The organism is Nocardioides sp. cx-173, from assembly GCF_021117365.1.
Taxonomy (GTDB): Bacteria; Actinomycetota; Actinomycetes; order Propionibacteriales; family Nocardioidaceae; genus Nocardioides.
The window spans coordinates 3,097,407-3,123,676 of the sequence record NZ_CP088262.1 but is presented as its reverse complement, the minus strand read 5'-3'; the positions used below and the strand labels follow the sequence as shown (position 1 = coordinate 3,123,676).

Genomic DNA, 26,270 nt, shown 5'->3' with positions numbered 1-26,270 from the left:
ATGACCGCTCGCCTGGAGGCCCTCGGGGTCAGCAAGACCTTCGGTTCGACCACCGTCCTCGATGAGGGCTACCTGGTGGTGGAGCCGGGTGAGATCCACGCACTCGTGGGTCAGAACGGATCGGGGAAGTCCACCCTGGTGAAGATCCTCACCGGGTACCACGCCCCTGACCCGGGGGCCTCCCTCTCGGTGGACGGGCAGCCGCTCGCGCTGCCCGTCCAGTGGCGATCGGCCCAGACGGCCGGCGTCTCGGTGGTGCACCAGGACATGGGGCTGCTGGACCACCTCACCGTCAGCGAGAACATCGGGGTGGGCGGCTTCGCCCACCACGGGCTGACGCGCAAGATCGACTGGAAGAGGCAGGACGAGGTCGCGCGCCGGACCCTGGAGCGCCTCGAGATCCCGGTCGACGTCCACGCACTGGTGGGCTCGCTGCCCGGCGCCCACCGCGCCGGCGTGGCGATCGCCCGTGCGCTGCGCGACCAGGTGGCGGGGGAGGGCGTGATGATCCTCGACGAGGCGACGCGCTCCCTCCCGCGCGACGAGCTGGCGCGCTTCCACACCCTCCTGCGCCGCATCGTGGCCAGCGGCACATCGGTCATCATGGTCAGCCACAACCTCGAAGAGGTGCTGAGCGTCAGCGACCGGGTCACCGTGCTGCGAGACGGCAAGGTCGCCGGTGGCGGCCTCGAGACCCGGGCGCACTCCGAGCGGGACCTCGCCCGGCTGATGCTGGGCAAGAACGTCGACTCCCTCGCGGGTCGGCGCTCGCAGGTCCAGGCGGGCACCGTGGCGGCGAAGGTCGAGGGCCTCACGCTCGACGGCTTCGCGCCGTTCGACCTCGAGATCGCCAAGGGCGAGGTCGTCGGCATCACCGGCCTGCCGGGCACGGGCTTCGAGCAGGTGCCCTACGCGATCGCCGGGGCGACCCGGCCGGCCGCAGGCAGGCTGACCACGGAGTCCGGGAGCCTGAACCTCGCCAAGGCCCACGTGTCCCAGACGATGAAGGCCGGCGTGGCGCTCGTACCGGAGCGTCGCGACCGCGAGGGCCTCGCCGTGGACCTCAGCGTCCGCGACAACCTGGTCCTGCCCAGCCTGCGACGCAGGGGCAAGCCCTGGCACGTCGGGCGGGGCTGGCAGCACAGCATCACCAACGACTTCATCGACAAGCTCGGCATCCGGGCGCGCTCTGGCGAGGACCTCGTCCGTGAGCTGTCGGGCGGCAACCAGCAGAAGGTGCTGTTCGCCAAGTGGCTGTCCCTGGCACCCAACGTGCTGGTGCTCCACGAGCCGACCCAGGCCGTCGATGTGGGCGCCCGCGCCGACCTCCTCAACGCGATCGGCGCGGCAGCGGCGGCCGGGGCAGGGGTCGTCCTGGTCAGCACCGAGCCCTCCGACCTGGCCGAGAGCGCGGACCGCGTCCTGGTCCTCCACCCGGGTGTCCCGGCCCGGGAGCTGGTCACGACCAACCCGGACGACATCCTCAACGCCATCTACTCCGAAGCCACGACTACCGCTGGAGGGCCTCATGCCTGAAGCCGACCCCCTCGTCACCGACGACGCACCCCGCATCTTCGACGACGGGTCCCTTGCGGCCGTCGCCGAGCCCCCCGAGGGCGAGAAGCACCATCGGCGGCCCGCCCGCCCGTCGTGGGGCAGCGAGATCCTCAGCCGCTATGCCCTGATCGTGGTGTGGGTGGCGATGGCGGGCTACTTCGCCGTCCGGATGCCCGACACGTTCCTGACCCACGGGTCGTTCTCCTCCATCTTCGGCTCCCAGCAGGTGCTGGTGTTCCTGGCCATGTCGGTCATGGTGACGCTGGTCGTCGGCGAGTTCGACCTCTCGGTCGCCTCGGTGATGGGCCTCTCCGCCACGATCGTCCCGGTCATGGCCGGGGTGCACGGCTGGAACATCTGGGTGGCCTGCCTCGCCGGCCTCGGTGCGGCCATGCTCGCGGGGGTGGTCAACGCGTTCTTCGTCGTCATCCTCGACGTCTCGTCGTTCGTCGTGACGCTGGGCATGGGCACGCTGCTGATCGGCATCTCGCAGTGGATCTCCAACCAGACCATCGTCTCGGTCAACGACCCCAGCCTGTCCAAGCTCTCGATCTACCCGATCTTCGGCATGCCCGTGTCCTTCTACTACGGGATCGCGCTCGCTTTGGTGGTCGCCTACATCCTCGCGTTCACACCCCTGGGACGGAGCATGATCTTCGTCGGAGCCAACCGCGAGGTGGCTCGGCTCGCCGGCATCCGGGTCCAGCGCATCCGCTTCGGCGCCTACATCTTCGGCGCACTGCTGTCCGGCCTCGCCGGCGTCATCCTCGTCGCCACCCTGGGTGGGGCCGACTCGTCGACCACGATGGCCTACCTGCTGCCGGCACTCGCCGCGGTGTTCCTCGGTACGGCGGTCGTGCATCCCGGGTCGTTCAACCCGATCGGCACGATGGTGGCGATCTACTTCCTGCAGACCGGCATCTTCGGTCTGCAGCTCCTGGGCGCCAAGGGCTGGATCACCAACGTCTTCTACGGCGCCGGCCTGGTCATCGCGGTCGCCGTGGCCAAGCTGGTCCGAGACCGGTCGACGCGCGCATGACCGCCGTACAGGACGACACGCAGCGCAGCACCCGTGCCCCTCTCGAGGTGATCCGCGAGCACGCCGAGACGCTCCGCGACGACGCGCTCACCGGTGACCAGCAGGGGCTCATCACGCAGCGGACGGCCGACATCCTGGCCGACTCGGGCGGGATGAAGCTCCTGTTGGCGCAGGACCTCGGCGGCTACGAGGCCCACCCGAACGACTTCTTCGACTGGGTCATCGCCGTGGGCGAGAACCAGCCGTCGGCGGGATGGATCACCGGCGTCGTGGGGGTGCACCCCTGGCAGATCTCGATCATGAACGACCAGACCCAGCAGGAGATCTACGGGGAGGGGCCGGACCCGTGGGTCGCCTCGCCGTACGCCCCCTTCGGGCGGGCGCGCCGGGTCGACGGCGGCTACCTGCTCAGCGGCCGCTGGCCGTTCTCGACCGGCACCGACTACTGCGACTGGATCATCCTCGGCGGCATGGTCGCCGACGACCAGGGTGAGGCGCTCACCCCGCCGGACGTCCGGCACTTCGTGCTGCCGCGCCGCGACTACGAGGTCGTGCCCGACTCGTGGAAGGTGCTGGGTCTGAGGGGCACCGGCTCCAAGGACATCCGCATGGCCGACGTCTTCGTCCCGGACCACCGGGTCTACAGCGCGGTGGACATGTACGGGGGCAAGTACGCCCGGGAGAACCGTCCCGGACAGACGCTCTACCAGATGATGTTCGGCCTGATGTTCCCCGCGGCCATCTCCGCGGGCACGTTCGGCATCCTGCGCGGTGCGGTGCGGGCGTACGCCGAGCACATCGCCGGGCGCGTCACGGTCAGCGGTGTCACCTCTCGAACCGACCCCTTCCAGCTGAGCGCCCTGGCACGTGCGGAGTCCGACGTCGAGGCCAGCATCGCTCACTTCCGCTCGCTGGTCGCGGAGGTCTACGACCACGTCTCGCGCGGCCACGAGGTCACCGACGAGCAGCGGCTGCGGTTCCGGCGCGACCAGGTGCGGGCGACCACCCGCTCGATCGCGGCGCTCGACGAGCTGTTCCGGTCCTCCGGCGCCTCCTCGATCCAGGAGGGGCACCCCGTGGAGCGGTTCCGGCGTGACCTCCACGTCGCCGCGACCCACATGTGCAACGTGCCCGAGGTGGCCTACCAGAACCACGGCAACTGGCGCTTCACCGGCGAGCTCCCCAAGGGCGCCTACTGACTCCGCACGGCGTCCGCACGGCGGCACGACCGCGAGCCACGCTCGCGGTCGTGTTCGTGTCCAGTGCCCTGATCGGCCTGAACGCCACGATGCTCAACGTCGCCCTGCCCGACGCGGTGGCGGACCTCGGCGCCTCCGCGTTCCAGGGCTCCTGGATGCTGCTGGCGTACATGCTGTTCAGCGGCGCGCTCCTGGTCCTGATGGGCCAGATCTCGGACCGCTACGACCCGCGGCGCGTCTTCCTCTCCGGGTTGCTGACGTTCGCCGCCGCCAGCCTCGCGCTGGTCGTGGCGCAGGACCCGTGGCTGTTCATCGTGGCCCGGGCCGTCCAGGGCGCCGGCGGCGCCATGCTCCTGGCCAACTCCGCCGCCATCGTGGTGCTGCTCTTCCGCGGCCCCGGGCTCGGCGGCGCCATGGGGGTCTACCTCGCCGGGTTCGCCGTGGCGCAGACCGCGGGGCCGAGCATCGGCGGCGTAGCCACGGCCCTTGGGTCCTGGCGCTGGATCTTCCTGCTCACGCTGGCCGTCGCCACGGTCACCCTGGCCCTCGCCTGGGGGATCCTCCGCTCACTGCCCACGCGGTCGTCCTCCGGGAGCGCCGGCTCGGGAGTGGACTGGCTCGGCAACGCCTTGATCTTCGCCTCGGTCGCCGCTCTGCTCCTCGGGCTCTCACGCGCCCAGGACGCGGGCTGGGTCAGCCTCGAGCTGGTCGGCCCCGTGCTCCTCTCCCTGGTGCTGCTCCGCCTCCTGCTGCGGGTGGAGCGGCGGGCGCGGCATCCGGCGCTCGACCTCGCCCTGCTGCGCAGCCGCAGCTTCACCTCCGCCAACTACGCCGGCGGTGCCCTCATCGTGCCCCGGCTGGTCACGGCCATCCTGATCAGCCTCTACCTCCAAGGAGTCCTGGGGGACGGTCCGGCCGAGGCCGCGCTCAAGATCACCCCGCTGCCAGCGGGGGTCGCGCTCGGCAGCATCCTCGGCGGCCGGCTGACCCGGTACGACGAGCGCCTGGTCGCCCTGTGCTACTCGGTCGTGGTCCTCGCGGGGGTGGGCGCCGTGCTGGCGTGGCTGCTGATCGACGGCCCTACCGTGCTGCTGCTCCTCGCGCTGGCCGTGGTGGGCCTGTCGACCGGGGCCTTCGCCACGGTGAACAGCACGACGATCCTGCACGAGGCGCCGCCGGAACGCGCCGGCAGCGTCAACGCGGTCCGCACGCTGTTCCAGCTGCTCGGGACGATGCTCGGCACCTCGCTGATGCTGACGCTGGTCGCCGGGGGCCTGTCGGCCACCCAGGCCGAGCAGTTCCTCGCAGGTCGGGATGAGCGGCTCACCGCGTCGACGCAGTCGCTGCTCGACCAGCACTTCGTGCTCGCGTTCGCCGTCATGGCGCTGCTGGTGCTCAGCGCCATCGGCGCCTCGCTGCTCCTGGTCCGCAGCCCCCGACCTGCGGGGAAGACGGCCGCATGAGTCTGCCGAAAACCTTGTGGTCCGCGCCACATTCTTCGTACACTTCGTCTGGAGTAATCACTCTAGGGAAGCGATGGCCGTGGCCACCGGTTCCGGACGACAGCAGCGACAGTGAGGGTTGAAACCTAATGAGTGACCAACTGAGCGAGAGCTCGACCAGCCGCTTCGTGCAGACGAAGGAGTGGAACATCCACTACAACGAGGCGGGTGAGGGTGACCGCCACGTCGTACTGCTGCACGGAAGCGGCCCGGGGGCCACCGGGTGGAGCAACTTCAAGCAGAACCTCGGCGCCCTCGCGGACGCCGGCCTGCACGTCTACGCCGTCGACATGCCGGGCTGGGGCAAGTCGGAGACCTGCCCGCCCGACCGCCTCGACCACGTCGAGGTGGCGGTCCAGCTCCTGGACGCGCTGGGGATCGACAAGGCCGCCTTCGTCGGCAACTCCATGGGCGGCATCACCACCCTGCGCCTTGCCGTCGAGCATCCTGACCGGGTCTCGCACATCATCACGATGGGACCGGGCTCCGGCCCGGGTGCCCCCAAGCTCTTCAGCCCCCAGGACGGACCGTCGGAGGGCATGAAGGTCCTGGTGCAGGCCTACCGGGACCCCTCGCCCGAGAACATGAAGAAGATCGTCGAGGTCATGACCTTCGACGACCGGTTCGCCACCGACGAGCTGGCCCAGGAGCGGGCCGCCAACGCGCAGGCCTACCCCGAGCACCTCGAGAACTACCTGGCCGCCACCGCCAAGTTCGGCGGCATCATCCCGAAGTGGTTCTCGCTGGCCGACCTGGCCAAGGTCGAGATCCCCGCGCTGCTCATCCACGGCCGCGACGACCGCGTCGTCAGCTACGAGCACTCCATGCAGCTCGTCGCGACCCTCAAGAACTCCCGGATGGTCCTGCTTGCCCGCTGCGGCCACTGGGCCCAGGTCGAGCACGCCGAGCCGTTCAACCGCATGGTCGCCGAGTTCGTCACGGCCTGACCTCCCCGACCTCAACAAGGAGCACACGATGACCGACGTCATGAAGAACATCGCGGCCAGTGCGGACACCCTCCGCGCCGAGGCCGAGGCGAGCGACGCCCTGGGCAAGCTCACCGACACCACCGCCGGGCTCATCAAGGAGTCCGGCATCATGCGCATGCTGCAGCCCAAGGAGTGGGGCGGCTTCGAGTCGCACCCCTCCGACTTCCTCGAGGCAGCCATGGAGATGGGCCACCACCAGCCGTCCGCCGGCTGGGTCAGCGGCGTCGTGGGCCTGCACCCGTGGGAGCTCGGCCAGTTCGACCCGCGCCTGTGCGAGGAGCTGTGGGCCGAGGACCCCGACACCTGGGTCGCCTCGCCGTACGCGCCGTTCGGTCGCGCGATCCCCGTCGACGGCGGCTACCAGCTCAGTGGGCGGTGGACCTACTCCTCCGGCACCGACCACTGCCAGTGGGTGGTCATCGGCGGCATGGTCGCCGATGAGGCCGGCAACCCGCTGCAGCCGCCGCAGGTGCGACACTTCGTGATCCCGCGCGGCGACTACGAGATCGTCGAGGACTCCTGGAACACCCTGGGCCTGCGGGGCACCGGGTCCAAGGACCTCATCCTCAAGGACGTCTTCGTCCCGGACTACCGCACGGTCAGCTCGCCGGACATGAACGAGCTGAAGTACGCCTACCGCCAGGAGGGCAAGCCGCTCTACAAGATCAACTTCCCGGTGATGTTCTCGGCCGGCATCGGCGCCGCCACCCAGGGCGTCGCCCAGGGCGCGCTGATGGTCTACCGCGAGTACCTCGAGCGTCGCGTCGACGCGTTCTCGGGGAGCGCCGCGAAGAAGGAGCCGAGCTTCCTGCTGCTCTACGGGGAGGCCGCGTCGGACATCGCCGCGAGCCGCTCGCACCTGCTGACGTCCATGAGCGAGGTCTACGACTACCTCGCCAAGGGTGGCGAGCTCACCTGGAGCCAGCGGCTGACCTTCCGTCGCGACCAGGTCCGTGCCTCGCGGCGCGCCGTCGACGCGATCGACCGGCTCTACAAGAGCGCCGGCGCCGCCTCGATCCACCGGTCCCTGCCCAACGAGCGCTACTGGCGCGACAGCCAGACGGCTCTCGTGCACATCTGCAACGTGGCGGAGAACATCTACCAGCTCTGGGCCCTCGACGACCTCGGTGACGAAGAGCCGCAGTTCGCATTCGTCTGATCCATCGTCCGTACGCCCGCTCCTCATCCAGGCCGAAAGAGAGAAGAACATGATCAAGTCACTTGCCTACATCGGCGTCAGGTCGCCCCGCTACCAGGAGTGGGAGACTTTCGGTCCCGACTTCCTCGGTGCGATGCTCACCGAGCCCGGCCCCGACGGCGCCGTCCGCCTCAAGCTCGACGACGCCCTGTGGCGTATCCAGGTCCACCCCGGTGAGAAGGACGAGACCGCCTACTTCGGCTGGTCCGTGGACTTCGAGGACGACCTCGACACCATGGCCGCGACCCTCGCCGAGGCCGGCGTGGTCGCGACGTTCGGGGACGACGAGCACGCGGCGTCTCGCAGCGTCAACAAGCTGATCTTCTTCGACGACCCGTGGGGCTTCCGCCACGAGATCAGCTGGGCCCAGTCGTTCAAGGTGGCCAGCTTCCGTCCGGGCCGCAACATCGACGGCTTCGTCACGGGTGACCAGGGCCTGGGCCACATCCTGCTGTTCGTCCCGGACATCGAGAAGGGGCACGACTTCTACAGCGGCGTCATGGGCTTCGACCTGTCGGACAAGATCCTGTTCGACGGCTTCAAGGCGCACTTCTACCACGTCAACGCGCGCCACCACACCTTCGCCATCGGGCAGGGTCCGGAGGGCGTCGGCGTCTTCAACCACCTCATGCTGCAGTACAAGAGCATGAACGACGTGGGCACCGGCTGGGACCTGGTCGAGAAGATGGACATCCCGCTCGTGCTGAGCCTGGGACGTCACTCCAACGACCAGATGTTCAGCTTCTACGTCACCACGCCCTCGGGCTTCAACATCGAGTACGGCTTCGACGGCATGGAGATCACCGAGAACTGGCAGCCCAAGGTCTTCCACCAGAACCAGATCTGGGGCCACAAGTTCCAGGAGGAGGCGCGCTCGCGCCCGCCGGGCATCGTGCACCCGCTGCCCTGATCCCCGGCAGGCACCTGAGGCCTCGGACCCCATCGGGTCCGAGGCCTCATGCCGTGGGTGGCTCGCTACCGGGGGAGACCGGGGAAGTCGCCGTCGTACCAGGCGTGGTAGTCGTGCAGGTGGGCGGTCGCGCCCGGCCCCGCGAGGTCGCGCTCGACGCCGGCGGCGGCGTCCTTGACCAGGTCGATCCACTCGTTGACGGTGCGGCCGGTGACCCCGCGGGGGAGCTGGCGGACCCGCAGGGTCATCACGATGGCGCCGCTGGGGTCGCGGACGGGCACGACGATCGACCCGAGGTCGTAGACCTCGTCGTCCACGATGTCCAGCGTCTCGTAGAAGCTGGAGAACTGCGAGATCTGCGCGCGCAGCGCCCGCTCGCGGGCGGGCGTGGCCTGCCCGCTGGCGTACTCGATGAGGGCCTCGGACAGGGCCTCGTACTGCTCGTGGCCGCTGGACCCGATGATCGACAGCGCGGCACCGCGGGTACGGACGGTCTCGAGTCGCTGGCGATAGCGCTCGACCACCTCGGGCTCCTGGGGCAGCGCCCTGGACAGCCACCGCTCCACGACCTCGTCCGGCGCGCCGGCAACCCAGGCCTCGCCGATCGGCGGCATCAGCGGCAGTCGGCGGCCGAGGTGCTCGCTCATGGAGGCGTCGCCGGCGTAGGAGCTGATCGCCGTCGTCAGCTCGTCAGGGCTGATCTGCACCAGGCAGGCAGCCTCGCAGCCGAGCCGCTCGGCCAGCCTCTCGACCGGCCGGCGCGCGGACTCCGCGAGCCGGATCGCCGAGATCAGCTCGGCGTCGCCCTGCGCGGCCATGCCTCGGGGGTTGAACCCCCCGTAGCCGCCCTGGAAGAAGAGCAGGGGAGTGGCCGGCCGGCTCACCGCCATGTCCAGCACCCGGCACAGGACGATGTCGTGGTCGCCCGCCTCGACGACGGTGTCGTCGACGCAGTGCACGTGCGCGACGGCGTCGCTGAGCATGGGGGCGCCGTAGGGGGAGGTCTCCCAGGCGACGCCGTCGAACTTGTCGGGGCGCGGCGCGGCCATCGTGCGGCACAGCTCGAGCTGGTCGTGGGCGAGCACGTTGATGCAGTACGACGGCGCGTTGCGCAGCCGGGCGTAGGTGCCCGAGCCCCGCGTGGGCATGAACGTGACCAGCGGCGGATCGAGGGAGACCGCGCTGAAGGTGCCGACCACCATCCCGACCGGCTCGTCACCGTCGAACCCGGTGACCACCGCGACGCCCGTCGGGTAGTGGCCCATCACCTCGCGGAAGGTGGCTGCATCGATGGTGGGGGTGGCGTCGTCGCCCATGATCATCCCTTCGCAAGCGCTTCCTTGGAGTGTTCACTACAGACGTGATGACGGCGCTTGATGTCGAAATACCGAGTCTATCCTGACCTGTCCCCTAATGCTATGCGCGCGAGTGACCGTTTCCCTGTAGCGAGTCAAGACCGATTTGGTGCTGTTGCTCGTGGTGGGGATGTGGTGCAATGGGGCGTGGCCAGGAAGACAGACCGTCGACACCGACAAGGCGACGAGTCCCGTCAGGCCGTGATCGAGGCCACGCTGGACATCGCCTCCGAGCGGGGCTACGACGGCACCACCGTCGCGCTGGTGACCGAGCGGACCGGACTGCCGGCCAGCTCCATCTACTGGCACTTCGGCAGCAAGGACAAGCTGCTCGCCGCCACGCTCGAGCACAGCTACGACCAATGGCGTTCGGCGATCGGCCCGTGGGCGACGAGCGGTGAGCCCGACGCGTTGCCCGAGAAGCTCGAGTACCGCATGCAGAAGGCCTCGGTGGGGTTCGCGATGAACCCGCAGTTCTGGGGTCTCGGTCTGCTCCTCGCGATGCAGCAGCGCGTCGAGGAGCCCGCGGCCCGTCGGATCTTTGTGGAGGTCAGAAGACAGACGACCGCCGGCATCCGCGACGACTGGCGCGAGCTGGTCGACCCGGCCGTGCTCGAGCGGGACCCAGCCATCCCGGACCAGCTCGCGGAGTTCTACATGATCCTGATGGACGGGATGTTCGTCCACGTGCGCAGCACGGCCGCCCGGGACGTCCCGCGGATGGTCTCGTTGATCGCCGACGGCATGGCGGCGATGATGCTGGAAGAGGGGTGGGCCTCGTGACGCCGCCGGCCGCGGCGGCGCCGGGCAAGGCCGGAGCCGCCCAGGAGGGCTCCAAGGACCGCATCCTGTCCGCGACCGCCGCCCTGGTGCGCGAGCGCGGACTGGACGGCACGACGATCGCGGCCGTCTGCGCACGCTCGGGGCTGCCCGTCTCCTCCATCTACTGGCACTTCGAGGACAAGGACGCCCTCTTCGCCGAGGTCCTCCACACCAGCTACACGAGCTGGCTCGCCGCTGCGCCCCTGGGCGAGGGCGCGGCCGGCAGCCGCGACCTTGCCGAGGTGCTCGAGAGCGCCATCCGGTCGCTGCAGGGGATGCCCGACTTCCTGGTCGTCGGCATGCAGCTGCTGCTGGAACGACGCGACCAGTACGAGCGCGCCCGGGTGCTGTTCTCCGAGATCCGGGCCCAGATCGCCGGCATGATCACCGCCTGGCTGCTGGAGGCCCTGCGGCCGCACCCCGACCCGCTGCTGGCGCAGGACCTGTCGCGGCTGGTGGTCGCGTTCTCCGACGGCGCACTGGTCGCGGCGCAGGTCGACGAGGGATTCGACGTGGAGGTCTACGTCCAGCTCTTCCTCGGGACCTTCGTGCGCGCCGCGCGGCGCCACAGCGAGCGTCGCAGCTAGGGCGCGAGGTCGGGGCTGGGCTCGAGACCGACCGCGCCGACCTCGGCGACCCAGGCCTCCAGGCCCTCCTGGAAGGCGACGACGCCGGCCTCGGGGAGAGCGATCTCGATGGCCTCGAGGATCTCCTGGGGGGACACGCCGATCTCGAGCGCGACCCGGATGTGGCTGCGGATGTGGGCCTGCGAGGAGCGCATCACCGTGAGGCTGAGGATGAACAGCAGCTCCTTGGTCCTGCGGTCGAGCAGCCGCTGCTCGAGGTAGGCCGCGGAGACCAGGCCGTTGGCCGCCTTGAGCACGTCGAAGTCGTGGGCGGCCATCGTCTTGTGGTAGTCGAGCACGTACCCGCGCTTGCGGGCCATGTCGTCGATGTAGGCCTGCGCGGCCCCATCGGCGGGAGTCTCGGCGGGGGTCATGAGCCGTCCTGGTCTCGTACGTAGGGGGCGATCGCGGTGTGATCGGAGCCGGGCGCGAGCTCGGCCTCGGCCTCGGCCCACAGCGCGGTGGCGGCAGCGCCGAGCCGGGCCGGGAGGTGGACCTCCTCGCACAGGCTCGTGGCCGTGTGCATGTCCTTGACCAGCAGCGCCAGGCTGAAGCCGGAGTCAAAGGTCTCGGGGACGACGAACGTGGGGTACTTGTACTGCGTCGACCAGCTGCGGCCGGTCGAGGTGTTGATGACGTCGAGCATGACGTCGTAGTCCAGACCGAACCGGCGCCCGGCCTCGATGGCCTCGCTGGAGGCCAGCAGGTGGGCGCCGGAGAGCAGGTTGTTGAGCGCCTTCAGCGCGTGTCCCGCACCCGGGCCGCCGACGGGCTTGACGGTGCCGAGCTCGCCCAGCAGGCCGCTCACGCGGTCGACTGCCTCGGGCTCGCCGCCCACCATGACGGTGAGCGTGCCCGCGACGGCCCCGGTGACGCCGCCGGAGACCGGGGCGTCGGCGAGGGCGACCCCGCGCTCGGCCAGCGAGCGCGCCAGCGCGCGGGTGCGGATCGGGTCCGAGGAGCTCATGTCGAGGACGGTGGTGCCGGTGGTGAGGACGTCGTGGAGGCCGTCGACGACGGCCTCCACGACGTCGGAGCTCGGCAGCATCAAGACCACGATCGCGGCGCCGTCGACGGCGTCGGCGGCAGAGCCCGCGGTCGTGAGTCCGGCCTCGCGCGCCCGGTCCACGGCGCCGGGGTCGACGTCGTGGCCGGTCACACGGTGGCCGGCCGCCACCAGCCGCAGCGCCATGGGCAGGCCCATGTTGCCGAGGCCGATGAAGGCGAGATGCTGCATGGTCACAGACCGCGCTGCTGCAAGGTGTCGGCCAGCGTCGGGGTCAGCTTGTAGGAGTGCCACTCCAGGTAGTGGTCGAAGCCCTCCACGCCGTTCTCGCGCCCGACGCCGGAGCTCTTGACGCCACCGAAGGGCGCGGAGAGCGGCACGTCGAAGCTGTTGACCGCGGCCGTGCCGGTGTCGATGCGCTTCGCCAGCTCCAAGGCGTGCTCCGGGTCCTTGGAGTGCACGGCACCGTGCAGGCCGTACTCGGAGTTGTTGGCGATCGCGACGGCCTCGTCCTCGGTGTCGTAGGGCAGCACCGAGAGCACCGGCCCGAAGATCTCCTCCTGGGCGATGCGCATGTCGCTGGTCACGTCCGCGAACACCGTGGGCTCGACGAACCAGCCACGGTCGAGGCCGGCCGGCACCCCGCCGCCGGCGGCGAGCCGGGCGCCCTGCTGGCGACCGCTCTCGATCAGGCCGAGCACCTTGTCGCGCTGACGCTCGCTGACGACCGGACCCATGGTGGTGGCCGGGTCCATCGGGTCGCCCAGCACGTGACGGCGTGCGCCCTCGGCCAGCGCCTCGACGATGGCGTCCTGCAGGCGGCGGGGGACCACGATGCGGGAGAGCGACGCGCAGATCTGGCCGCTGTTGGCGAACCCGAAGCCGAGCAGCGGCGGGATCACGTCGGCCAGGTCCACGTCGTCGCAGACGATCGCGGCCGACTTGCCGCCGAGCTCGAGCTGGAGCCGCTTGAACTGCGGGCCGGCCACCGCGGCGATGCGGGCGCCGGTCGCGGTCGACCCGGTGAAGGCGATCTTCCGCACGTCGGGGTGCGCCACGAGGGCCTCACCCGTCTCCGGGCCGCCCACGACCAGGTTGGCGACGCCCGGCGGCAGCCCGGCGTCGGTGAAGATCCGCATGAGCGCCGCCCCGGTGAGGGGGGACTCCAGCGCCGGCTTCAGCACGATCGTGTTGCCGCACAGCAGTGCCGGGATCAGCTTCTTGAGCTCGTTGCGCACCGGGACGTTCCACGGCACGACGCCGGCGACCACGCCGATCGGCTTGCGCATGACCAGCGCGTCGCCGAGCGAGTCGCGGCGCACCTGCTCGAACACCACCTTCTCCACCGACTCGACGTACATGCGGGTCAGCGGAGCCGACATCGAGAGGTGCTCCGCGTACGGCGCGCCGATCGACAGCGTCCGCAGCCGGGCGAGCTCGGGCGCGCGCTCCTCGATCAGCTCGGCGATGCGCAGCACCACCTTCTGCCGCTCGGCCAGCGGGGTGTCGCGCCAGACCCCGGACTCGTGCGCCAGCCTGGCCGAGCGCACCGCATCGTCGACGTCGGCGCCGTTGGCGAGGGAGACGGTGGCGAAGTACTCCTCGGTCGCCGGGTTCTGGACCTGGAAGTCGCCGGCGAGACCGTCGCGGGCCTGGCCGTCGATGTAGACGCCTGGGATGTGCTCCATGTCAGGACCCGCTCTCGATCAGGTGGGGCAGGTACTCCGCGAGGCCCTCGACGCTCCAGGCGCCGGTGTTGCGCACGAAGGTCGTGGTGCGCTCGACGCGCAGCGGCGGACCGTAGACGCACACGTCGTTGCCCGACGCGTAGAGGAACTGTCCGGTGAAGTCCTTGGCCTCGTCGAGGCACAGGTAGGCGACCGCCGGGGCGATGTACTCGGGCTCCATGTGCATGGAGACCGGCATCCCCCCGAACAGCCGCGTCTCGGCGGCGCTCGAGAAGAGCTGGGTCTGCGCGCTGGGCAGCAGGCAGTTGACGGTGATCCCGTGCTCGGCGAGCTCGAGGGCCGCGGCCGAGGAGAGGCCCATGATCCCGGCCTTGGCGCCCGAGTAGGCGACCTCGGCGCCGAACAGGCCGCCGCGCGAGGAGACCGTGACGATCCGGCCGCCGTCGCCCTGGGCGATCATCTGCTTGGCCGCCGCGTTCAGGCAGGCGACGTGGCCGTCGAGGTGCACGCCGGTGATGTTGTCCCAGACGTCCTGGCCGATGTTGGTGATGCGGGCGGGGTTGAACGTGCCCGCGCTGGTCACCAGGAAGTCGACGCGGCCGAAGCTGGCGACGGCGACGTCGACGATCGCCTGGGCGCCCGCGAACGTCGCGACGCTGTCGGTGCTCGCGGCACCCTCGCCGCCGGCCGCGACGATCTCGTCGACGACCAGCTGTGCGGCGGAGACGCCGTCCTCGCCGACGAAGAAGTCGTTGACGACGACCTTGGCCCCGCGCCGGGCGAGCTCGAGCGCGCACGCACGGCCGAGGCCGCGTCCGCCACCGGTGACGATGGCCACCTTGTTCGTGTAAGTCTTCATGCCTGCCTCTGCACCTTTCCGATGTCGACCAGGTTGTTGAGGAACTGCCCGACGGTGGCGGAGTCCGCCTCGCCGTCGAAGCGGACCTGGACGTTGGCGTTCTCCATGACCATCGGCATCGAGTAGAAGCCGACGTCGCTGCCGCCCACGTAGACGAACTTGCCGTTGACGCCCTCGGACTCCTCGCCGGCCAGCCACGCGACGGTGGGGCCGAACATGTCGACCTCGCCGGTCGGGGCCGGCACGCCGCCCTGGTACGCGCCCGGCACGCCGAGCAGGAGGCCGTTGACGCGGACCGAGGTGTCGCGCAGCCCGGCCGAGGCCGCGCTGCTCAGGGAGAGCAGGGCCGCGTTGGCGGCGGACTGCGCCGCTCCGGGGGCGACGAAGGTCGACGCGGAGTTGAGGACGACGACGCGACCGCCGGTGGCCTGGCCGGCCATGACGGCGCTCGCCGCGCGGGTCAGCGCGACCGCGCGGGTGACGTAGGCGGACTTGTAGTCGGTCCAGCTCTCCTCGTCGAGGTCGACGAGCGAGGGCGCGTCATCAGGGGCCACGGGCGTGACCAGCGCGTCGACGGAGCCGTGCTCCTCGACGATGGCCGCGACGAGCTCCTCCGCGTCGGCGAAGGTGGCGACGGGACGGGTGGTGACCTGGACCTGGCTCCCGAGGTCCGCGGCGACCTGGTGGGCCGTCTTGGTCTCCTCGGGGGTCTGGGCCTGGATCACCACGCGGGCGCCGGCGTCGACCAGGGCCCGGATGGCGGGCAGGTTCCTGACCGCACCTCCGGCTACCAGGGCCTGTGTGCCGTTGAGGCTGGACATCGCACTCCTTACTGTTCGTGCTGTCGGCGGCCCAGGGCGTCCCGGTGCTCCGGGACGGCCGCTGGACCGAGGGGGTTCTTCACTTGAGCGCTTGGGGGTTGCAGGCGGAGCCGACGGCTCCGTCCACGAGCAGCGGCGCGGCCACCAGGAGGAACTCGTAGGTCCCGTCGGCGGCGCAGTCGGCGGCGAGCTCGTCGAGGGACCAGAGCTCGCCCATGTGCACGCCGGCGCCCTGCAGCAGCAGTGCGTGGACCGGCGCGTGCTCGCCGAAGGCGGAGGTCTGGGCCGGGATGATCTCGACGGAGAAGGTGTCGGCGGCGACGGCGGTGACGTCGCGCTCCAGGAGCCACGCGGCCGCGGACACGCCGAGGCCGGTGTTGATCCCGGTGCCCCACTCGGGGCCCCAGTCGCCGGTGCGGGCCGCCAGGCCGAGGCGGCCGGTGCGCACGAGCACGAAGTCGCCCTCGCCCACGGTGACGCCCTGACGCTCACAGCACTGCTGGAGATCGTCGGCCTCGATGGCCTCGCCGATGTCGAGGTGGTCGCGGCCGGTGAGGGCAGGCACGTCGAGCAGCACGCCGCGCCCGACCATGCGGTCGGCCGCCTCGGTGATCGAGTTGGCCTCGGTGCCGCCGGAGCGCACGTGCTCGGGGCCGCGGTCGTTGTACATGCGGCCGTCGTGGAAGGCGTGGGAGAGCGCGTCCCAGTGGGTCGAGCTCTGCAGCGGCATCACGATCACGTCGTCGGTGAAGCTGATACCGGAGCCGCCCTCGGCGTAGAAGCGCCGGATGTCGTCGCCCGAGCGGGTGAAGGTGTGGACGGGGGCGAAGCGCCCGCCCATGAAGACGGTGGGTCCGTTGGGGCCAATCGGGTGCGCCAGCGAGAACACGGCGCCCTTGCGGACCAGGCCCGCGGCGGCGGCGACCCGCTGCGGGGTCACCAGGTTGAGCGCGCCGCGCTGGTCGTCCACGCCCCACCGCCCCCACCGCCGGTGCTCGGCGGCGAGGGCGGCGAAGTGCTCTTCACTGACCGTGAGGTCGCGAGTCGTCATGCGAGGGCCTCTCGAGGCGTGAAGGTGGTGGAGATGTCAGATCAGCCCCGCCGCGAAGTTGTCCACGAGGGTCTTGAACCGGTCCGCCTGCTCGACCTGGCTCCAGTGGCCGCACTTGGCGAGGATGTACAGGTCGGCGTTGGGCAGGTGCTCGGCGATGTACTTGCTGGCCTCGGGCGGGACGACGGCGTCGTCGCGGCCGTGGATCACCAGGGCACGCACGTCGATCGCGGCCAGCTCCTCGACCGAGTAGCGCGGCGGCTCGCCGACCTGGGCGAACGTCGCCGCGTGCGAGCGGCGGATGTCCTCGCGGTCCGCGATGGTGTAGCGCTCGTGGGAGAGCTCGGCGATGCGGGGGCCGAAGGCCTCCTTGTCGTAGACGAACTCGAGCAGCAGGTCGCCCATGCCCTCGGGGCTGTGGTTGTCGTAGTACCGGATCAGCTTGCCCAGCGCGGGGAGCAGCGGCAGGTTCGGGGCGCCGCCGGAGCCCATGAGGACCATGCTGTGCAGGCGCTCGGGCTGCAGCTGGGCCATGCGGAGCGTGTAGAGACCGCCGAGGGAGTTGCCGAGCGGGATCACCTGGTCGACTCCGAGCTCGTCGAGCATCGTGAAGATCTTGTCGATGCGCAGGTCGCGGTTGGCCTCGTAGCCCTGGGGCGAGGGGTCCGGGTGGCTGGAGTCGCCGAAGCCGATGATGTCGGGGGCGATGCAGTGGTACTTCGTGCCGAGCGACTCGAGCATGGCCGTCCAGTTGGACAGGCCGCTGACGCCAGGACCGGAGCCGTGCAGCATCAGCAGCGAGGGCTGTCCGGGCTTGCGCTCGCCGGACTCGTTGACGCGCATCGTCAGCCCGTCGCCCACCTCGAGGTCGTGGGAGCGGATCGCGGCCGGTGCGGCGATGGTGTCAGTCGTCATGTGTGCCTTCTTCTGATTGGCGGACGCGGCGATCGTGGCCTGCGTCACTGGAGGGCTCGTTACAGAGAGTGAGGCTAGCCGGGGTGGATGTGCCCGGCAAGGACTTCCAGGATTCGTCGCTGTCTGCATGACCTGCCCTGTCCAGGCACTCTAAGCACCTAGAGCACCCATTACATGGACGGTTTCCGTTGGGCGGGAGAACAATCAAGCCTCCCGTGGTCGAGCGGGGGAGGAGTGCGCCGTTGGCCGCTTCGCCCGGCGGAGGACCTCACCAGGTCTGGACGAGCTCGCGCAGGATCGCGGCCGACTCGCGGCACCGGCCCTCGGGGACCAGGTCGTGGGCCTCCCACAGTCGCGAGCGCAGGCCGGTCCACCTGGCCAGCTCCGTGGCGGAGCCGCTGTGCTCGGCCGCGGTCACCTGGATGTCGACCAGGCTCCACAGGGCGTCGATCTCGCTCTCGCGGTAGATGAGGTCGGCGAAGGAGGTCGCCACGTCGAGACGGTCGGCGATGGCCAGCAGCGTCTCCGGGTCGAGCGAGGTGACCTGGTAGATGCGGTTGCGGGCGGATCCGGCCTCCGTGTCCATGTCGCCACTGTAGGAATCGAGGTCTGCGCACAGAGTGCAGTTCCACTCACTGCGAGGTTGCCAGTGTGGCCCACGGGGGCTGACGAGAGTGGAGCCATGGGTACCGTCCGCGACCAGCTCTTCGAGACGCTGCGTCACCTCGAGATGACCACGATCTTCGCCAACCCGGGGTCGACCGAGGTGGCGCTGCTGACCGACCTGCCCGACGACCTCGACTTCGTGCTCGCGCTGCACGAGAACTCGGTCGTCGCGATGGCCGCGGGCCACGCCCTGGCCGCCGACCGGCCGTCGCTGGTGCTGCTGCACACGACCGCCGGCTTCGGCAACGCGGTCGGGGCCATCGCCACCGCCCGCACCAACCACGCGCCGCTCGTCATCCTGGTGGGCCAGCAGGACCGCCGGCACATCGCCTCGGAGCCGTTCCTGGCCGGGCACCTGGACGGCCTCGCGGGTGACTACCCGGTCTCCATCCGGACGCCGGCCTGCGCGCAGGCCATCCCCGGCGCCGTTCAGCGCGCCTACCACGAGGCGGTCCTCGGACGCGGCCCCGCGGTCGTCATCGTCCCGATGGGCGACTGGGACGAGCCCGCGGAGGAGCAGGCCCGGCCGGCGGCCCCGACCGTCGTACGCCGCAGCCAGGCCGCCGACCCGGTCCTGGGGGCCGAGCTGTCGGCGCGCCTGGACGCGGCCCGGCACCCGGCGATCGTGGTCGGTCCCGAGGCCGACTCCCCGGAGGCATGGCGTGCCATCGCGGCGCTGGCGGACCGGCTCGACGCCCCCGTGTGGCAGGAGTCCTCGGCCTCCCAGGCCGGGTTCGCGCACGACCATCCCCGCTTCCGCGGCCACCTGCCGCCACTGCGCCCGGGCCTGCGCAAGACGCTGGCCGACCATGACCTCGTGCTCGTCGTGGGGGGCCCGGCGTTCCGCCAGGGCACCTACCGCCCCGGCCCCTTCGTGGAGCCCGGCACCGACGTCGTGGTCGTGACCGGGTTCGACGACGTGGCCACCTACAGCGCCGCGGACCTGGTTGTCCTCGGCGACGTGGTCGCCGTCGTCGCCGACCTGGCCGAGCGGGTCGCCCCGCGCGCCGACGCGACGGCCTTCGAGCCGCGCGACCTGACCCACCTGGTGCCTGCGACCGACGGCCCGCTGCGCGCGGAGCACGTGTACGCCGCGGTGGCGGCCCGGCTGCCCGCCGAGTCCACCGTGCTGGAGGAGAGCCCCTCCACGCGGTCCAAGCTGCTCGAGCTGATGCCGGCCCGGGCGCCGTTCGGCTTCCTGACCATCGCGCAGGGCGGCCTCGGCTTCGCGATCCCGGCGGCGACCGGCGTCAAGATGGCGCGGGCCGACCGTCCGGTCGTCGCGATGGTCGGCGACGGCGCGAGCCTCTACGGCATCCAGGCGCTGTGGAGCGCGGCCCACTACCGGGTCGGGACGCTCTACGTGATCCTCAACAACGGCGGCTACGCCGTGATGGACCGGCTCGCCGCCGACCATGGTGGCAAGCCCCCGTGGCCGGGGTTCGGCGAGATCGACCCCGGCCTGCTCGCCCAGGGCTTCGGCTGCGCGTCGATCCGGGTCGAGAGCCACGAGCAGCTGCTCGCGGTGCTGGACGAGGTCGTGCCCACGCTGGGCGAGCGCCGCGAACCCCTCCTGCTCGACGTCCGTGTCGAGTCCTGACCACCCCTCCTGACCACCCCTGCTGACAACCCGAGTCCCGAGTAAGGAACCCCCATGGCGAAAGACTGGCTGGCCGACGACCTGATCACGGAGGAGCAGGAGTCCATCCGCGACGCCGTCTCCGACCTGGCGCAGAAGTACCCCCAGGAGTACTGGACCGAGCTCGACCGCGCCGAGGAGTACCCGGACGACTGGGTGAAGGAGCTCACCGACAACGGCTGGCTCTCGATGCTGATCCCCGAGGAGTACGGCGGCGGCGGCGCCACGATCAACGAGTCGTGCATCGTCCTGGAGACCCTCAACCGCTGGGGCAACTCGGCCGGGCTGATCCACGCGCAGATGTACCAGATGGGCGCGGTCCTGCGGCACGGCAGCGACGAGCAGAAGCAGAAGTGGCTGCCCCAGATCGCCAACGAGGGCTTGCGCCTGCAGTCCTTCGGCGTCACCGAGCCGGATGCCGGCACCGACACGACCCGGATCCGCACCTTCGCCAAGCGCGAGGGCGACCACTACATCGTCAACGGCGGCAAGATCTTCACCTCCCGCTTCCTGCACACCGACCTGATGCTGCTGCTGGTGCGCACCGAGCGCTACGAGGACGTCGAGAAGAAGACCGACGGCATCTCGGTGCTGCTCGTCGACGTGCGCGAGGCCAAGGAGAACGGCCAGATCGAGTCGCGCCCGATCAAGGTCATGAGCAACCACGAGACCAACCAGCTGACGTTCACCAACCTCAAGGTCCCCGTCGAGAACCTCATCGGCGAGGAGGGCAAGGGGTTCAAGGTGATCCTGTCCGGGATGAACTCCGAGCGGGTCAGCGTCGCGTCGGAGTACATCGGCGCCGGCCTCTACTTCATCGACCGCTCGGTGGGCTACTCCAAGGAGCGCGAGGTCTTCGGCAAGCTCATCGGCAGCAACCAGGGCATCCAGTTCCCGATCGCCCAGGCCTACGTCGAGCTCAAGGCCGCCAGCGTCATGCGCTGGGAGGCCGCGCGCCTGTACGCCGCCGGCAGCCGCGAGGGCTTCTACGCCAACGCGTGCAAGTTCCTCGCCGCGGACGCCCAGTGGAAGGCCGCGAACGCCGCCATGGACACCTTCGGCGGCTACGGCCTGACCGAGGAGTTCGGCATCGCCCGGAAGTTCCAGAGCTCGCGTGGCTCCCTGATCGCTCCGATCAGCCGCAACCTGATCCTGGCGGGCATCGCCCAGCGCGAGCTCGGCATGCCGCGGTCCTACTGAGCATGGCGGGAGCAGCAGTGACCGGCGCGACCGAGACCATCGCGGCCTTCGCCACGTCCCCGCGGTCGGGCGTCTCGCCCACCGCGGGGGCGGTGGCGAGGGTCCTCCAGGACACCGTCGCGGTGACGGTGGCCGGGCTCGAGGCCGACGTGGCCGGGCCTCTTCTCGACTGGCTCGAGGGGGAGCGCGCCCCGGGCGCCGCGGCCCTGTGGGGGACCGGCGAGACCGCGTCGCCCTCCCAGGCGGCGCTGGTCAACGGCACGCTCTCGCACGCCCTGGACTGGGACGACGCGGTGCCGTCGATGGCGATGCACCCCGCCGCCGTCCTGGTGCCGGCGCTGGTCGCGATGCTCGCGTCCGAGAAGGAGCCGGTGTCCGGGGCGCGGCTCACCCACGCCTTCGACATCGGGAACGCGGTCTTCCGCGCGGTGTCGGAGGCGCTGCCGCTGGACTACCACTACGGCCGCGGCTGGCACAACACGTCCTCGACGGGCCGGCTCGCCGCCACCGCCGCGCTGGCGCACCTCATCGGGCTCGACGCGGAGCGCACGCGCCATGCCCTCGGGATCGCGGCGTCGAGCGCCGCGGGCAGCCTGGCCAACTTCGGCACCATGACCAAGCCGCTGCACGCCGGCCTGGCGGCTCGCGACGCGGTCGTGGCGATCGGCCTCGCCCGGCGCGGGTTCACCGCCCACACCGAGCAGCTCGAGGCGCGCCGCGGGTTCTTCGCGATGTACGGCGAGACCACCCCGGAGCTGCTCGGGGCGCTGGGCGAGCGCCTGGCGCACTGGGAGACCGAGTGGGTCACGGACTGGGCGCTCAAGGTCTACCCGTCCTGCTACGCCACCCACCGGGCCATCGACGCCGCGGTCGAGCTGCACCGCCAGGTGGGCGACCCCTCCCGGGTCACCGCGGTCGAGGTGTCGCTCCCGCTGTCCTCGACCAACCCGCTGCTCGACCACCTGCCGGCCACCGGACTCGAGGGCAAGTTCAGCCTCGAGTACACCGTCTGCCGGGCCGTCCTGGACGGTGCGGTCGCGCTCGCGGACTTCACCGACGAGCGCGTCGGCGACCCCCAGGTGCGCCAGCTGATGGCGGCGTACCGGCTGGACGCGCGGGGGAGCGAGGCGGCCGAGCACCACACGACCGTCACCGTCACGCTCGACGACGGCACGGTGGTGTGCCACGGCGTCGACGTCACCTACGGCGACGCCCGCAACCCGATCAGCGACGAGGATCTGCGCGCCAAGGTCCGCTCCGCTCTCGCGAGCGCCGGGTGGAAGCAGGACGAGGCCGACGACCTCGCCGACCGGCTCGGGACGGTCCCCACCGCGCCGTCGCTCGACTGGCTGCAGGACGCGCTGGGGGGACGACGATGAGCGCCGCCGGGAGGCCCACCGTCCGCATCGTCGAGGAGGGCATGCGCGAGGGGATGCAGATCGAGAGCGCCGACATCACGCTCGACGACAAGCTGCGCCTGCTCGACGCCCTTGGCCGCACCGGGCTGGAGAGCATCAACGTCGGCTCCTTCGTCAGCCCCAAGTGGGTGCCGCAGATGGCGCAGATCGACGAGCTGCTCGCCCGCTTCGAGCCGGTGCCCGGCGTCCACTACTTCGCGCTCGCCCTCAACCAGAAGGGCGTGGAGCGGCGCCAGGAGTACGTCGGCACGAAGCTCGCGCCCGACTCCGAGATCGGCGTCACCAGCGTCCACCTGTGCGACGTCTTCGTGAAGCGCAACACCGCGCGGGGTCAGGCCGAGGAGCTCGCCGCGATCCCGCAGCGGATCGAGAGCGCGGTGGCCCGTGGGGTCACCGAGGCCTCGATCCGGATCAACGCGGCCTGGGGCTCCAACTGGCTCGGCGGCTTCGACCTGGCGCAGCGCATGGAGCACCTGCACCTCCAGGCAGCGGCCTGGAAGGCCGCGGGCATCCCGGTCACCCACACCTGGATCGGCGACCCGATGAGCTGGAACACGCCCGGCGCGGTCGAGGAGACCATCCGGGCGATCACCGAGGAGCTCCCGGAGATCACGACCTTCCACCTGCACCTGCACGACGGGCGCGGCACGGCGCTGCTCTCGGCGTACCAGGCCTTCCGCACGCTCGGCGCCGAGCACACCCTGGTCATCGACTCCTCGATCGGCGGCATGGGCGGCTGCCCCTACTGCGGCAACGGACGCGCGACCAAGATGATCCCGACCGAGGACCTCGTGCACCTGCTCGAGGGCGAGGGCGTGGAGACCGGCGTCGACCTCGCCGCCCTGATCGAGGCCGCGCACCTGGCCGAGGAGGTCGTCGGGCACGAGCTCTACGGCCACGTCAGCAAGGCGGGACCCCGGCCCGGCCCCGACGCTCTCTATGCCATGGACATGCCGCTGGTGGAGACCATCGAGCAGGCCCAGCACTTCCGCCTCGGCGCGGGCGTCTACGACGACTGCCCCCGGCCGTGGCGTGCCCCGATCACGTCGCCCGCGCGACCCGAGAACCCCCAGGAGCCCACCCCATGACCCACGACCAGATCCCGACCTCCGAGCGACCCGGCTCCCTGCACGGGCTGCGGGTCATCGAGCTGAGCACCAGCGTCGCCGGACCGATGTGCGGGCAGGTCCTCGGCGACCTGGGCGCCGAGGTGATCAAGGTGGAGCGGGTCGGCCACGGCGACGACACCCGGGCCTGGGCGCCGCCCGCCTGGAACGGGGTGAGCACCGCGTTCCTCGGCCTCAACCGCAACAAGCAGAGCATCGAGCTGGACTTCAAGACGCCCCGGGGCGCAGCGGTGCTGGAGGAGCTGATCAAGGGCGCCGACGTGCTCGTGCAGAACCTGCGGCCCCAGGCACTGGCCAAGGCCGGCTTCACCTGGGAGCGGATCCAGGAGCTCAACCCGCGCCTGGTCTACCTGGAGATGACCGGCTTCGGGCCGGTCGGCCCGCGCGCCGAGGAGCCGGCGTACGACCCGCTGCTGCAGGCGTTCACCGGCATCGTCGCGATGATGCCCGAGGGGTCGGACGGCAGCCCCTCGCGGGTGCCGCTGTCCATCCTGGACAAGGGCACCGCCATGTGGGCCGTCATCGGCGTGCTGGAGGCGCTGCGCCGCCGCGACCAGGAGGGCGTCGGCAGCCACGTCAACGTGTCGCTGCTCAACACCGCCCTGGAGTGGGTGGCCGGCAGCCTCACCAACCAGGCCGCGGGCAACAAGCGCGAGAAGCTCGGCTCGGGCTTCCCCGGGGTGGTGCCGTACGGCGCCTTCCCGACCTCGGACGGGCACATCTTCATCGCGGCGGGCAGCCAGCGGATGTGGCTGCGCCTGCTCGACGCGATCGGCCACCCCGAGCTCGACGCCCGCGAGGGCTTCGGCAGCAACGTCGGCCGCTCCGAGCACCGCGCCGAGGTCGTCGCCGCGCTGTCGGAGGTCACCTCGACCTTCGAGCGCGACGAGATCGCCGCGATCCTGCTCGCCGCCGGGGTGCCGAACGCGCCGGTGCGCGCCGCGACCGAGCTGGCCACCGACCCTCAGGTCATCGCCCTCGGCGCCGTCGCGCCGCTGCCGCACCCGCAGGTCCCCGACTTCGCGGTCGTGGGGCTGCCGATGCAGGTCGACGGCGAGAACCTGCCGTTCACCTCGGCGCCGCCGCTGCTCGGAGCCGACACCCGCGACATCCTCTCCCGCCTCGGCATGACCGACGACGAGGTGCAGGCGCTGATCGACGAGGGCGTGGTCGGTGCCACCGAGGCGTCCGTGGCCGCGCCGGCCGGACAGGCGGGCTGAGCGATGGGTGAGCTGCTGGGCGACCGCACCTGGGAGCGCTCGATCTTCTCCGACGGCTGGACGGAGTCGAAGCAGACCGTCGACGTCGTCGAGCCCGCCACCGGCCAGGTCCTCGCGCAGGTCGGGCTGGCCACGACCGAGGACGTCGACGCCGCGGTCGCGCGGGCCGTCGTCGCGCAGCGCGAGTGGGCCGCCCTGAGCTACCGCGACCGGGCCAAGGTGCTCTCGCGCGCCGCCGACCTGTGGCTCGAGCACACCGACGAGATCGGCGAGTGGACCGGCCGCGAGACCGGCGCGATCCGCCCCATGGCCTACGGCCAGGGCGCCACCGGCGCCGACGAGTGCGACCAGGCGGCCGCCCTCGCGTCCGCGCCGTACGGCGAGATGCTGCGCTCGGCGCAGCCCCGGCTGTCGTTCAGCCGTCAGGTGCCGGTGGGTGTCGTCGGGGTCATCGCCCCGTTCAACGCCCCCATCCTGCTGGCGCTGCGCTCGGTCGCGCCGGCGCTGGCGCTCGGCAACGCCGTGGTGCTCAAGCCCGACCCGCGGACCCCCGTCGTGGGCGGCGTGGTCTTCGCCCGGATCTTCGAGGAGGCCGGGCTGCCCCCGGGCCTCCTGCACGTGCTCCCCGGCGGGGCCGATGTCGGCGAGGCGCTCGTGCGGCACCCCGACGTGCCCGTGCTGGCGTTCACCGGCTCCACTCGCGGCGGTCAGGCGATCGCCGCGGCCGCGGCGCCGTACCTCAAGCGGCTGCACCTCGAGCTCGGCGGCAACTCCGCCATGGTGGTCCTCGACGACGCCGACCTCGAGCGTGCGGTCGGCGCCGGCGCGCGGGGCTCGTTCATCCACCAGGGCCAGATCTGCATGGCCACCGGCCGGCACCTCGTGCACGAGAGCATCGCCCGTGAGTACGTCGCCGGGCTGGCCGAGGTCGCCCGGGCCATGCCCGTCGGCGACCCGACCCAGGCCGGGATCGCGATCGGCCCGCTGATCGACGCCTCGCAGCGCGACCGCGTGCACCAGATCGTCACCGACAGCGTCAACGGCGGCGCCACCGTGGAGGCCGGCGGCACCTACGACGGGCTCTTCTACGCTCCCACGGTGCTCACCGGCGTCACGACCAGCACGCCGGCGTACGCGCAGGAGGTCTTCGGGCCCGTGGCGCCGGTCATGACGTTCGGCTCGCTGGAGGAGGCCGCCGCACTGGCGCGCGACTCCGACTACGGGCTGTCGCTGGGCATCATCACCCGCGACGTCATGAAGGGCCTCGCGCTCGCCGACCTGGTCCCCACGGGCCTGGTGCACATCAACGACCAGACGATCAACGACGAGGCCGTGGTGCCGTTCGGCGGCGTCGGCCTGTCCGGCAACGGCGCCCGCCACGGCGGCCAGCGCGCCAACCTCGAGGCGTTCACCGACACCCAGTGGGTGACGGTGCGCGCCGAGCCTCCCGCCTGACCCTCACC

The 26,270-nt window shown here is 71.1% G+C and carries 24 protein-coding genes; 15 read left to right on the top strand and 9 right to left on the bottom strand.

Features of this window, described 5'->3' with window-relative positions; genetic code table 11:
• The 7 genes from LQ940_RS15175 (at position 1) to LQ940_RS15145 (ending at position 8,394) form a co-directional block, all read left to right on the top strand.
• A complete protein-coding gene (locus LQ940_RS15175; protein ID WP_231244350.1) occupies positions 1 to 1,536 on the top strand; it encodes a sugar ABC transporter ATP-binding protein in 1,536 nt (511 codons plus the stop codon).
• Positions 1,529 to 2,596, top strand: a complete 1,068-nt coding sequence (locus tag LQ940_RS15170; RefSeq protein ID WP_231244349.1) for an ABC transporter permease — start codon at positions 1,529 to 1,531, stop codon at positions 2,594 to 2,596. The genes LQ940_RS15175 and LQ940_RS15170 overlap by 8 nt, the downstream gene beginning before the upstream one ends.
• Positions 2,593 to 3,795 (top strand): hydroxylase, encoded by a 1,203-nt coding sequence (locus LQ940_RS15165; protein ID WP_231244348.1) that lies wholly within the window; start codon positions 2,593 to 2,595, stop codon positions 3,793 to 3,795. The genes LQ940_RS15170 and LQ940_RS15165 overlap by 4 nt, the downstream gene beginning before the upstream one ends.
• A gap of 50 nt (positions 3,796 to 3,845) precedes the next feature.
• A complete protein-coding gene (locus LQ940_RS15160; RefSeq protein ID WP_231244347.1) occupies positions 3,846 to 5,258 on the top strand; it encodes an MFS transporter in 1,413 nt (470 codons plus the stop codon).
• A 128-nt stretch (positions 5,259 to 5,386) separates the two neighbouring features.
• Positions 5,387 to 6,244: an alpha/beta fold hydrolase gene (locus LQ940_RS15155; protein ID WP_231244346.1), complete on the top strand. Its 858-nt coding sequence runs from the start codon at positions 5,387 to 5,389 to the stop codon at positions 6,242 to 6,244.
• A gap of 28 nt (positions 6,245 to 6,272) precedes the next feature.
• Positions 6,273 to 7,445 (top strand): hydroxylase, encoded by a 1,173-nt coding sequence (locus tag LQ940_RS15150; RefSeq protein WP_231244345.1) that lies wholly within the window; start codon positions 6,273 to 6,275, stop codon positions 7,443 to 7,445.
• A 49-nt stretch (positions 7,446 to 7,494) separates the two neighbouring features.
• Positions 7,495 to 8,394 carry a VOC family protein gene (locus LQ940_RS15145; RefSeq protein WP_231244344.1) on the top strand — a complete coding sequence of 300 codons (900 nt, stop codon included), beginning with the start codon at positions 7,495 to 7,497 and terminating at the stop codon, positions 8,392 to 8,394.
• Positions 8,395 to 8,459: 65 nt separating this feature from the next.
• Here LQ940_RS15145 and LQ940_RS15140 read toward each other — a convergent pair whose 3' ends face one another.
• Positions 8,460 to 9,710 carry a flavin reductase gene (locus LQ940_RS15140; RefSeq protein WP_231244343.1) on the bottom strand — a complete coding sequence of 417 codons (1,251 nt, stop codon included), beginning with the start codon at positions 9,708 to 9,710 and terminating at the stop codon, positions 8,460 to 8,462.
• 240 nt (positions 9,711 to 9,950) lie between these two features.
• Here LQ940_RS15140 and LQ940_RS15135 point away from each other — a divergent pair, with 240 nt between their 5' ends.
• Both LQ940_RS15135 and LQ940_RS15130 read left to right on the top strand, forming a co-directional pair.
• A complete protein-coding gene (locus LQ940_RS15135; RefSeq protein ID WP_231244342.1) occupies positions 9,951 to 10,532 on the top strand; it encodes a TetR/AcrR family transcriptional regulator in 582 nt (193 codons plus the stop codon).
• Complete coding sequence (locus tag LQ940_RS15130) at positions 10,529 to 11,158, top strand: TetR/AcrR family transcriptional regulator (protein WP_231244341.1); 630 nt, start codon at positions 10,529 to 10,531, stop codon at positions 11,156 to 11,158. The genes LQ940_RS15135 and LQ940_RS15130 overlap by 4 nt, the downstream gene beginning before the upstream one ends.
• Here LQ940_RS15130 and LQ940_RS15125 read toward each other — a convergent pair.
• The 8 genes from LQ940_RS15125 to LQ940_RS15090 form a co-directional block, all read right to left on the bottom strand.
• Positions 11,155 to 11,571, bottom strand: coding sequence for a carboxymuconolactone decarboxylase family protein (locus tag LQ940_RS15125; protein WP_231244340.1), 417 nt, complete (start codon positions 11,569 to 11,571; stop codon positions 11,155 to 11,157). The two genes, LQ940_RS15130 and LQ940_RS15125, sit on opposite strands and share 4 nt — an antisense overlap.
• Positions 11,568 to 12,434: an NAD(P)-dependent oxidoreductase gene (locus LQ940_RS15120; RefSeq protein ID WP_231365098.1), complete on the bottom strand. Its 867-nt coding sequence runs from the start codon at positions 12,432 to 12,434 to the stop codon at positions 11,568 to 11,570. The genes LQ940_RS15125 and LQ940_RS15120 overlap by 4 nt, the downstream gene beginning before the upstream one ends.
• Positions 12,435 to 12,436: 2 nt before the next feature.
• Entirely contained in the window at positions 12,437 to 13,891 is a 1,455-nt protein-coding gene (locus LQ940_RS15115; protein WP_231244337.1) for an aldehyde dehydrogenase, read from the bottom strand.
• A 1-nt stretch (position 13,892) separates the two neighbouring features.
• A complete protein-coding gene (locus tag LQ940_RS15110) occupies positions 13,893 to 14,750 on the bottom strand; it encodes an SDR family NAD(P)-dependent oxidoreductase (protein WP_231244336.1) in 858 nt (285 codons plus the stop codon).
• A complete protein-coding gene (locus tag LQ940_RS15105) occupies positions 14,747 to 15,571 on the bottom strand; it encodes an SDR family oxidoreductase (RefSeq protein WP_231244335.1) in 825 nt (274 codons plus the stop codon). The genes LQ940_RS15110 and LQ940_RS15105 overlap by 4 nt, the downstream gene beginning before the upstream one ends.
• 79 nt (positions 15,572 to 15,650) lie before the next feature.
• Positions 15,651 to 16,622 (bottom strand): cyclase family protein, encoded by a 972-nt coding sequence (locus LQ940_RS15100; protein ID WP_231244334.1) that lies wholly within the window; start codon positions 16,620 to 16,622, stop codon positions 15,651 to 15,653.
• A gap of 36 nt (positions 16,623 to 16,658) precedes the next feature.
• Positions 16,659 to 17,537 (bottom strand): alpha/beta fold hydrolase, encoded by an 879-nt coding sequence (locus tag LQ940_RS15095; RefSeq protein ID WP_231244333.1) that lies wholly within the window; start codon positions 17,535 to 17,537, stop codon positions 16,659 to 16,661.
• A gap of 268 nt (positions 17,538 to 17,805) precedes the next feature.
• On the bottom strand, positions 17,806 to 18,123 hold the full coding sequence (locus LQ940_RS15090) for a hypothetical protein (protein ID WP_231244332.1): 318 nt from the start codon (positions 18,121 to 18,123) through the stop codon (positions 17,806 to 17,808).
• A gap of 96 nt (positions 18,124 to 18,219) precedes the next feature.
• Here LQ940_RS15090 and LQ940_RS15085 point away from each other — a divergent pair, with 96 nt between their 5' ends.
• Genes LQ940_RS15085 through LQ940_RS15060 form a run of 6 tightly spaced genes read left to right on the top strand, consistent with a single transcriptional unit; the run spans position 18,220 to position 26,262 of the window.
• Positions 18,220 to 19,803 carry a thiamine pyrophosphate-dependent enzyme gene (locus LQ940_RS15085; RefSeq protein ID WP_231244331.1) on the top strand — a complete coding sequence of 528 codons (1,584 nt, stop codon included), beginning with the start codon at positions 18,220 to 18,222 and terminating at the stop codon, positions 19,801 to 19,803.
• 54 nt (positions 19,804 to 19,857) lie between these two features.
• A complete protein-coding gene (locus tag LQ940_RS15080; protein WP_231244330.1) occupies positions 19,858 to 21,042 on the top strand; it encodes an acyl-CoA dehydrogenase family protein in 1,185 nt (394 codons plus the stop codon).
• Positions 21,043 to 21,059: 17 nt separating this feature from the next.
• On the top strand, positions 21,060 to 22,421 hold the full coding sequence (locus LQ940_RS15075) for an MmgE/PrpD family protein (protein ID WP_231244329.1): 1,362 nt from the start codon (positions 21,060 to 21,062) through the stop codon (positions 22,419 to 22,421).
• Positions 22,418 to 23,548 carry a citramalate synthase gene (locus LQ940_RS15070; protein ID WP_231244328.1) on the top strand — a complete coding sequence of 377 codons (1,131 nt, stop codon included), beginning with the start codon at positions 22,418 to 22,420 and terminating at the stop codon, positions 23,546 to 23,548. The genes LQ940_RS15075 and LQ940_RS15070 overlap by 4 nt, the downstream gene beginning before the upstream one ends.
• The gene (locus LQ940_RS15065; protein ID WP_231244327.1) at positions 23,545 to 24,807 is read left to right on the top strand and encodes a CaiB/BaiF CoA transferase family protein; all 1,263 of its coding nucleotides are present in this window, start codon (positions 23,545 to 23,547) and stop codon (positions 24,805 to 24,807) included. The genes LQ940_RS15070 and LQ940_RS15065 overlap by 4 nt, the downstream gene beginning before the upstream one ends.
• A gap of 3 nt (positions 24,808 to 24,810) precedes the next feature.
• Positions 24,811 to 26,262, top strand: a complete 1,452-nt coding sequence (locus LQ940_RS15060; protein ID WP_231244326.1) for an aldehyde dehydrogenase family protein — start codon at positions 24,811 to 24,813, stop codon at positions 26,260 to 26,262.
• Positions 26,263 to 26,270: the final 8 nt, after the last annotated feature.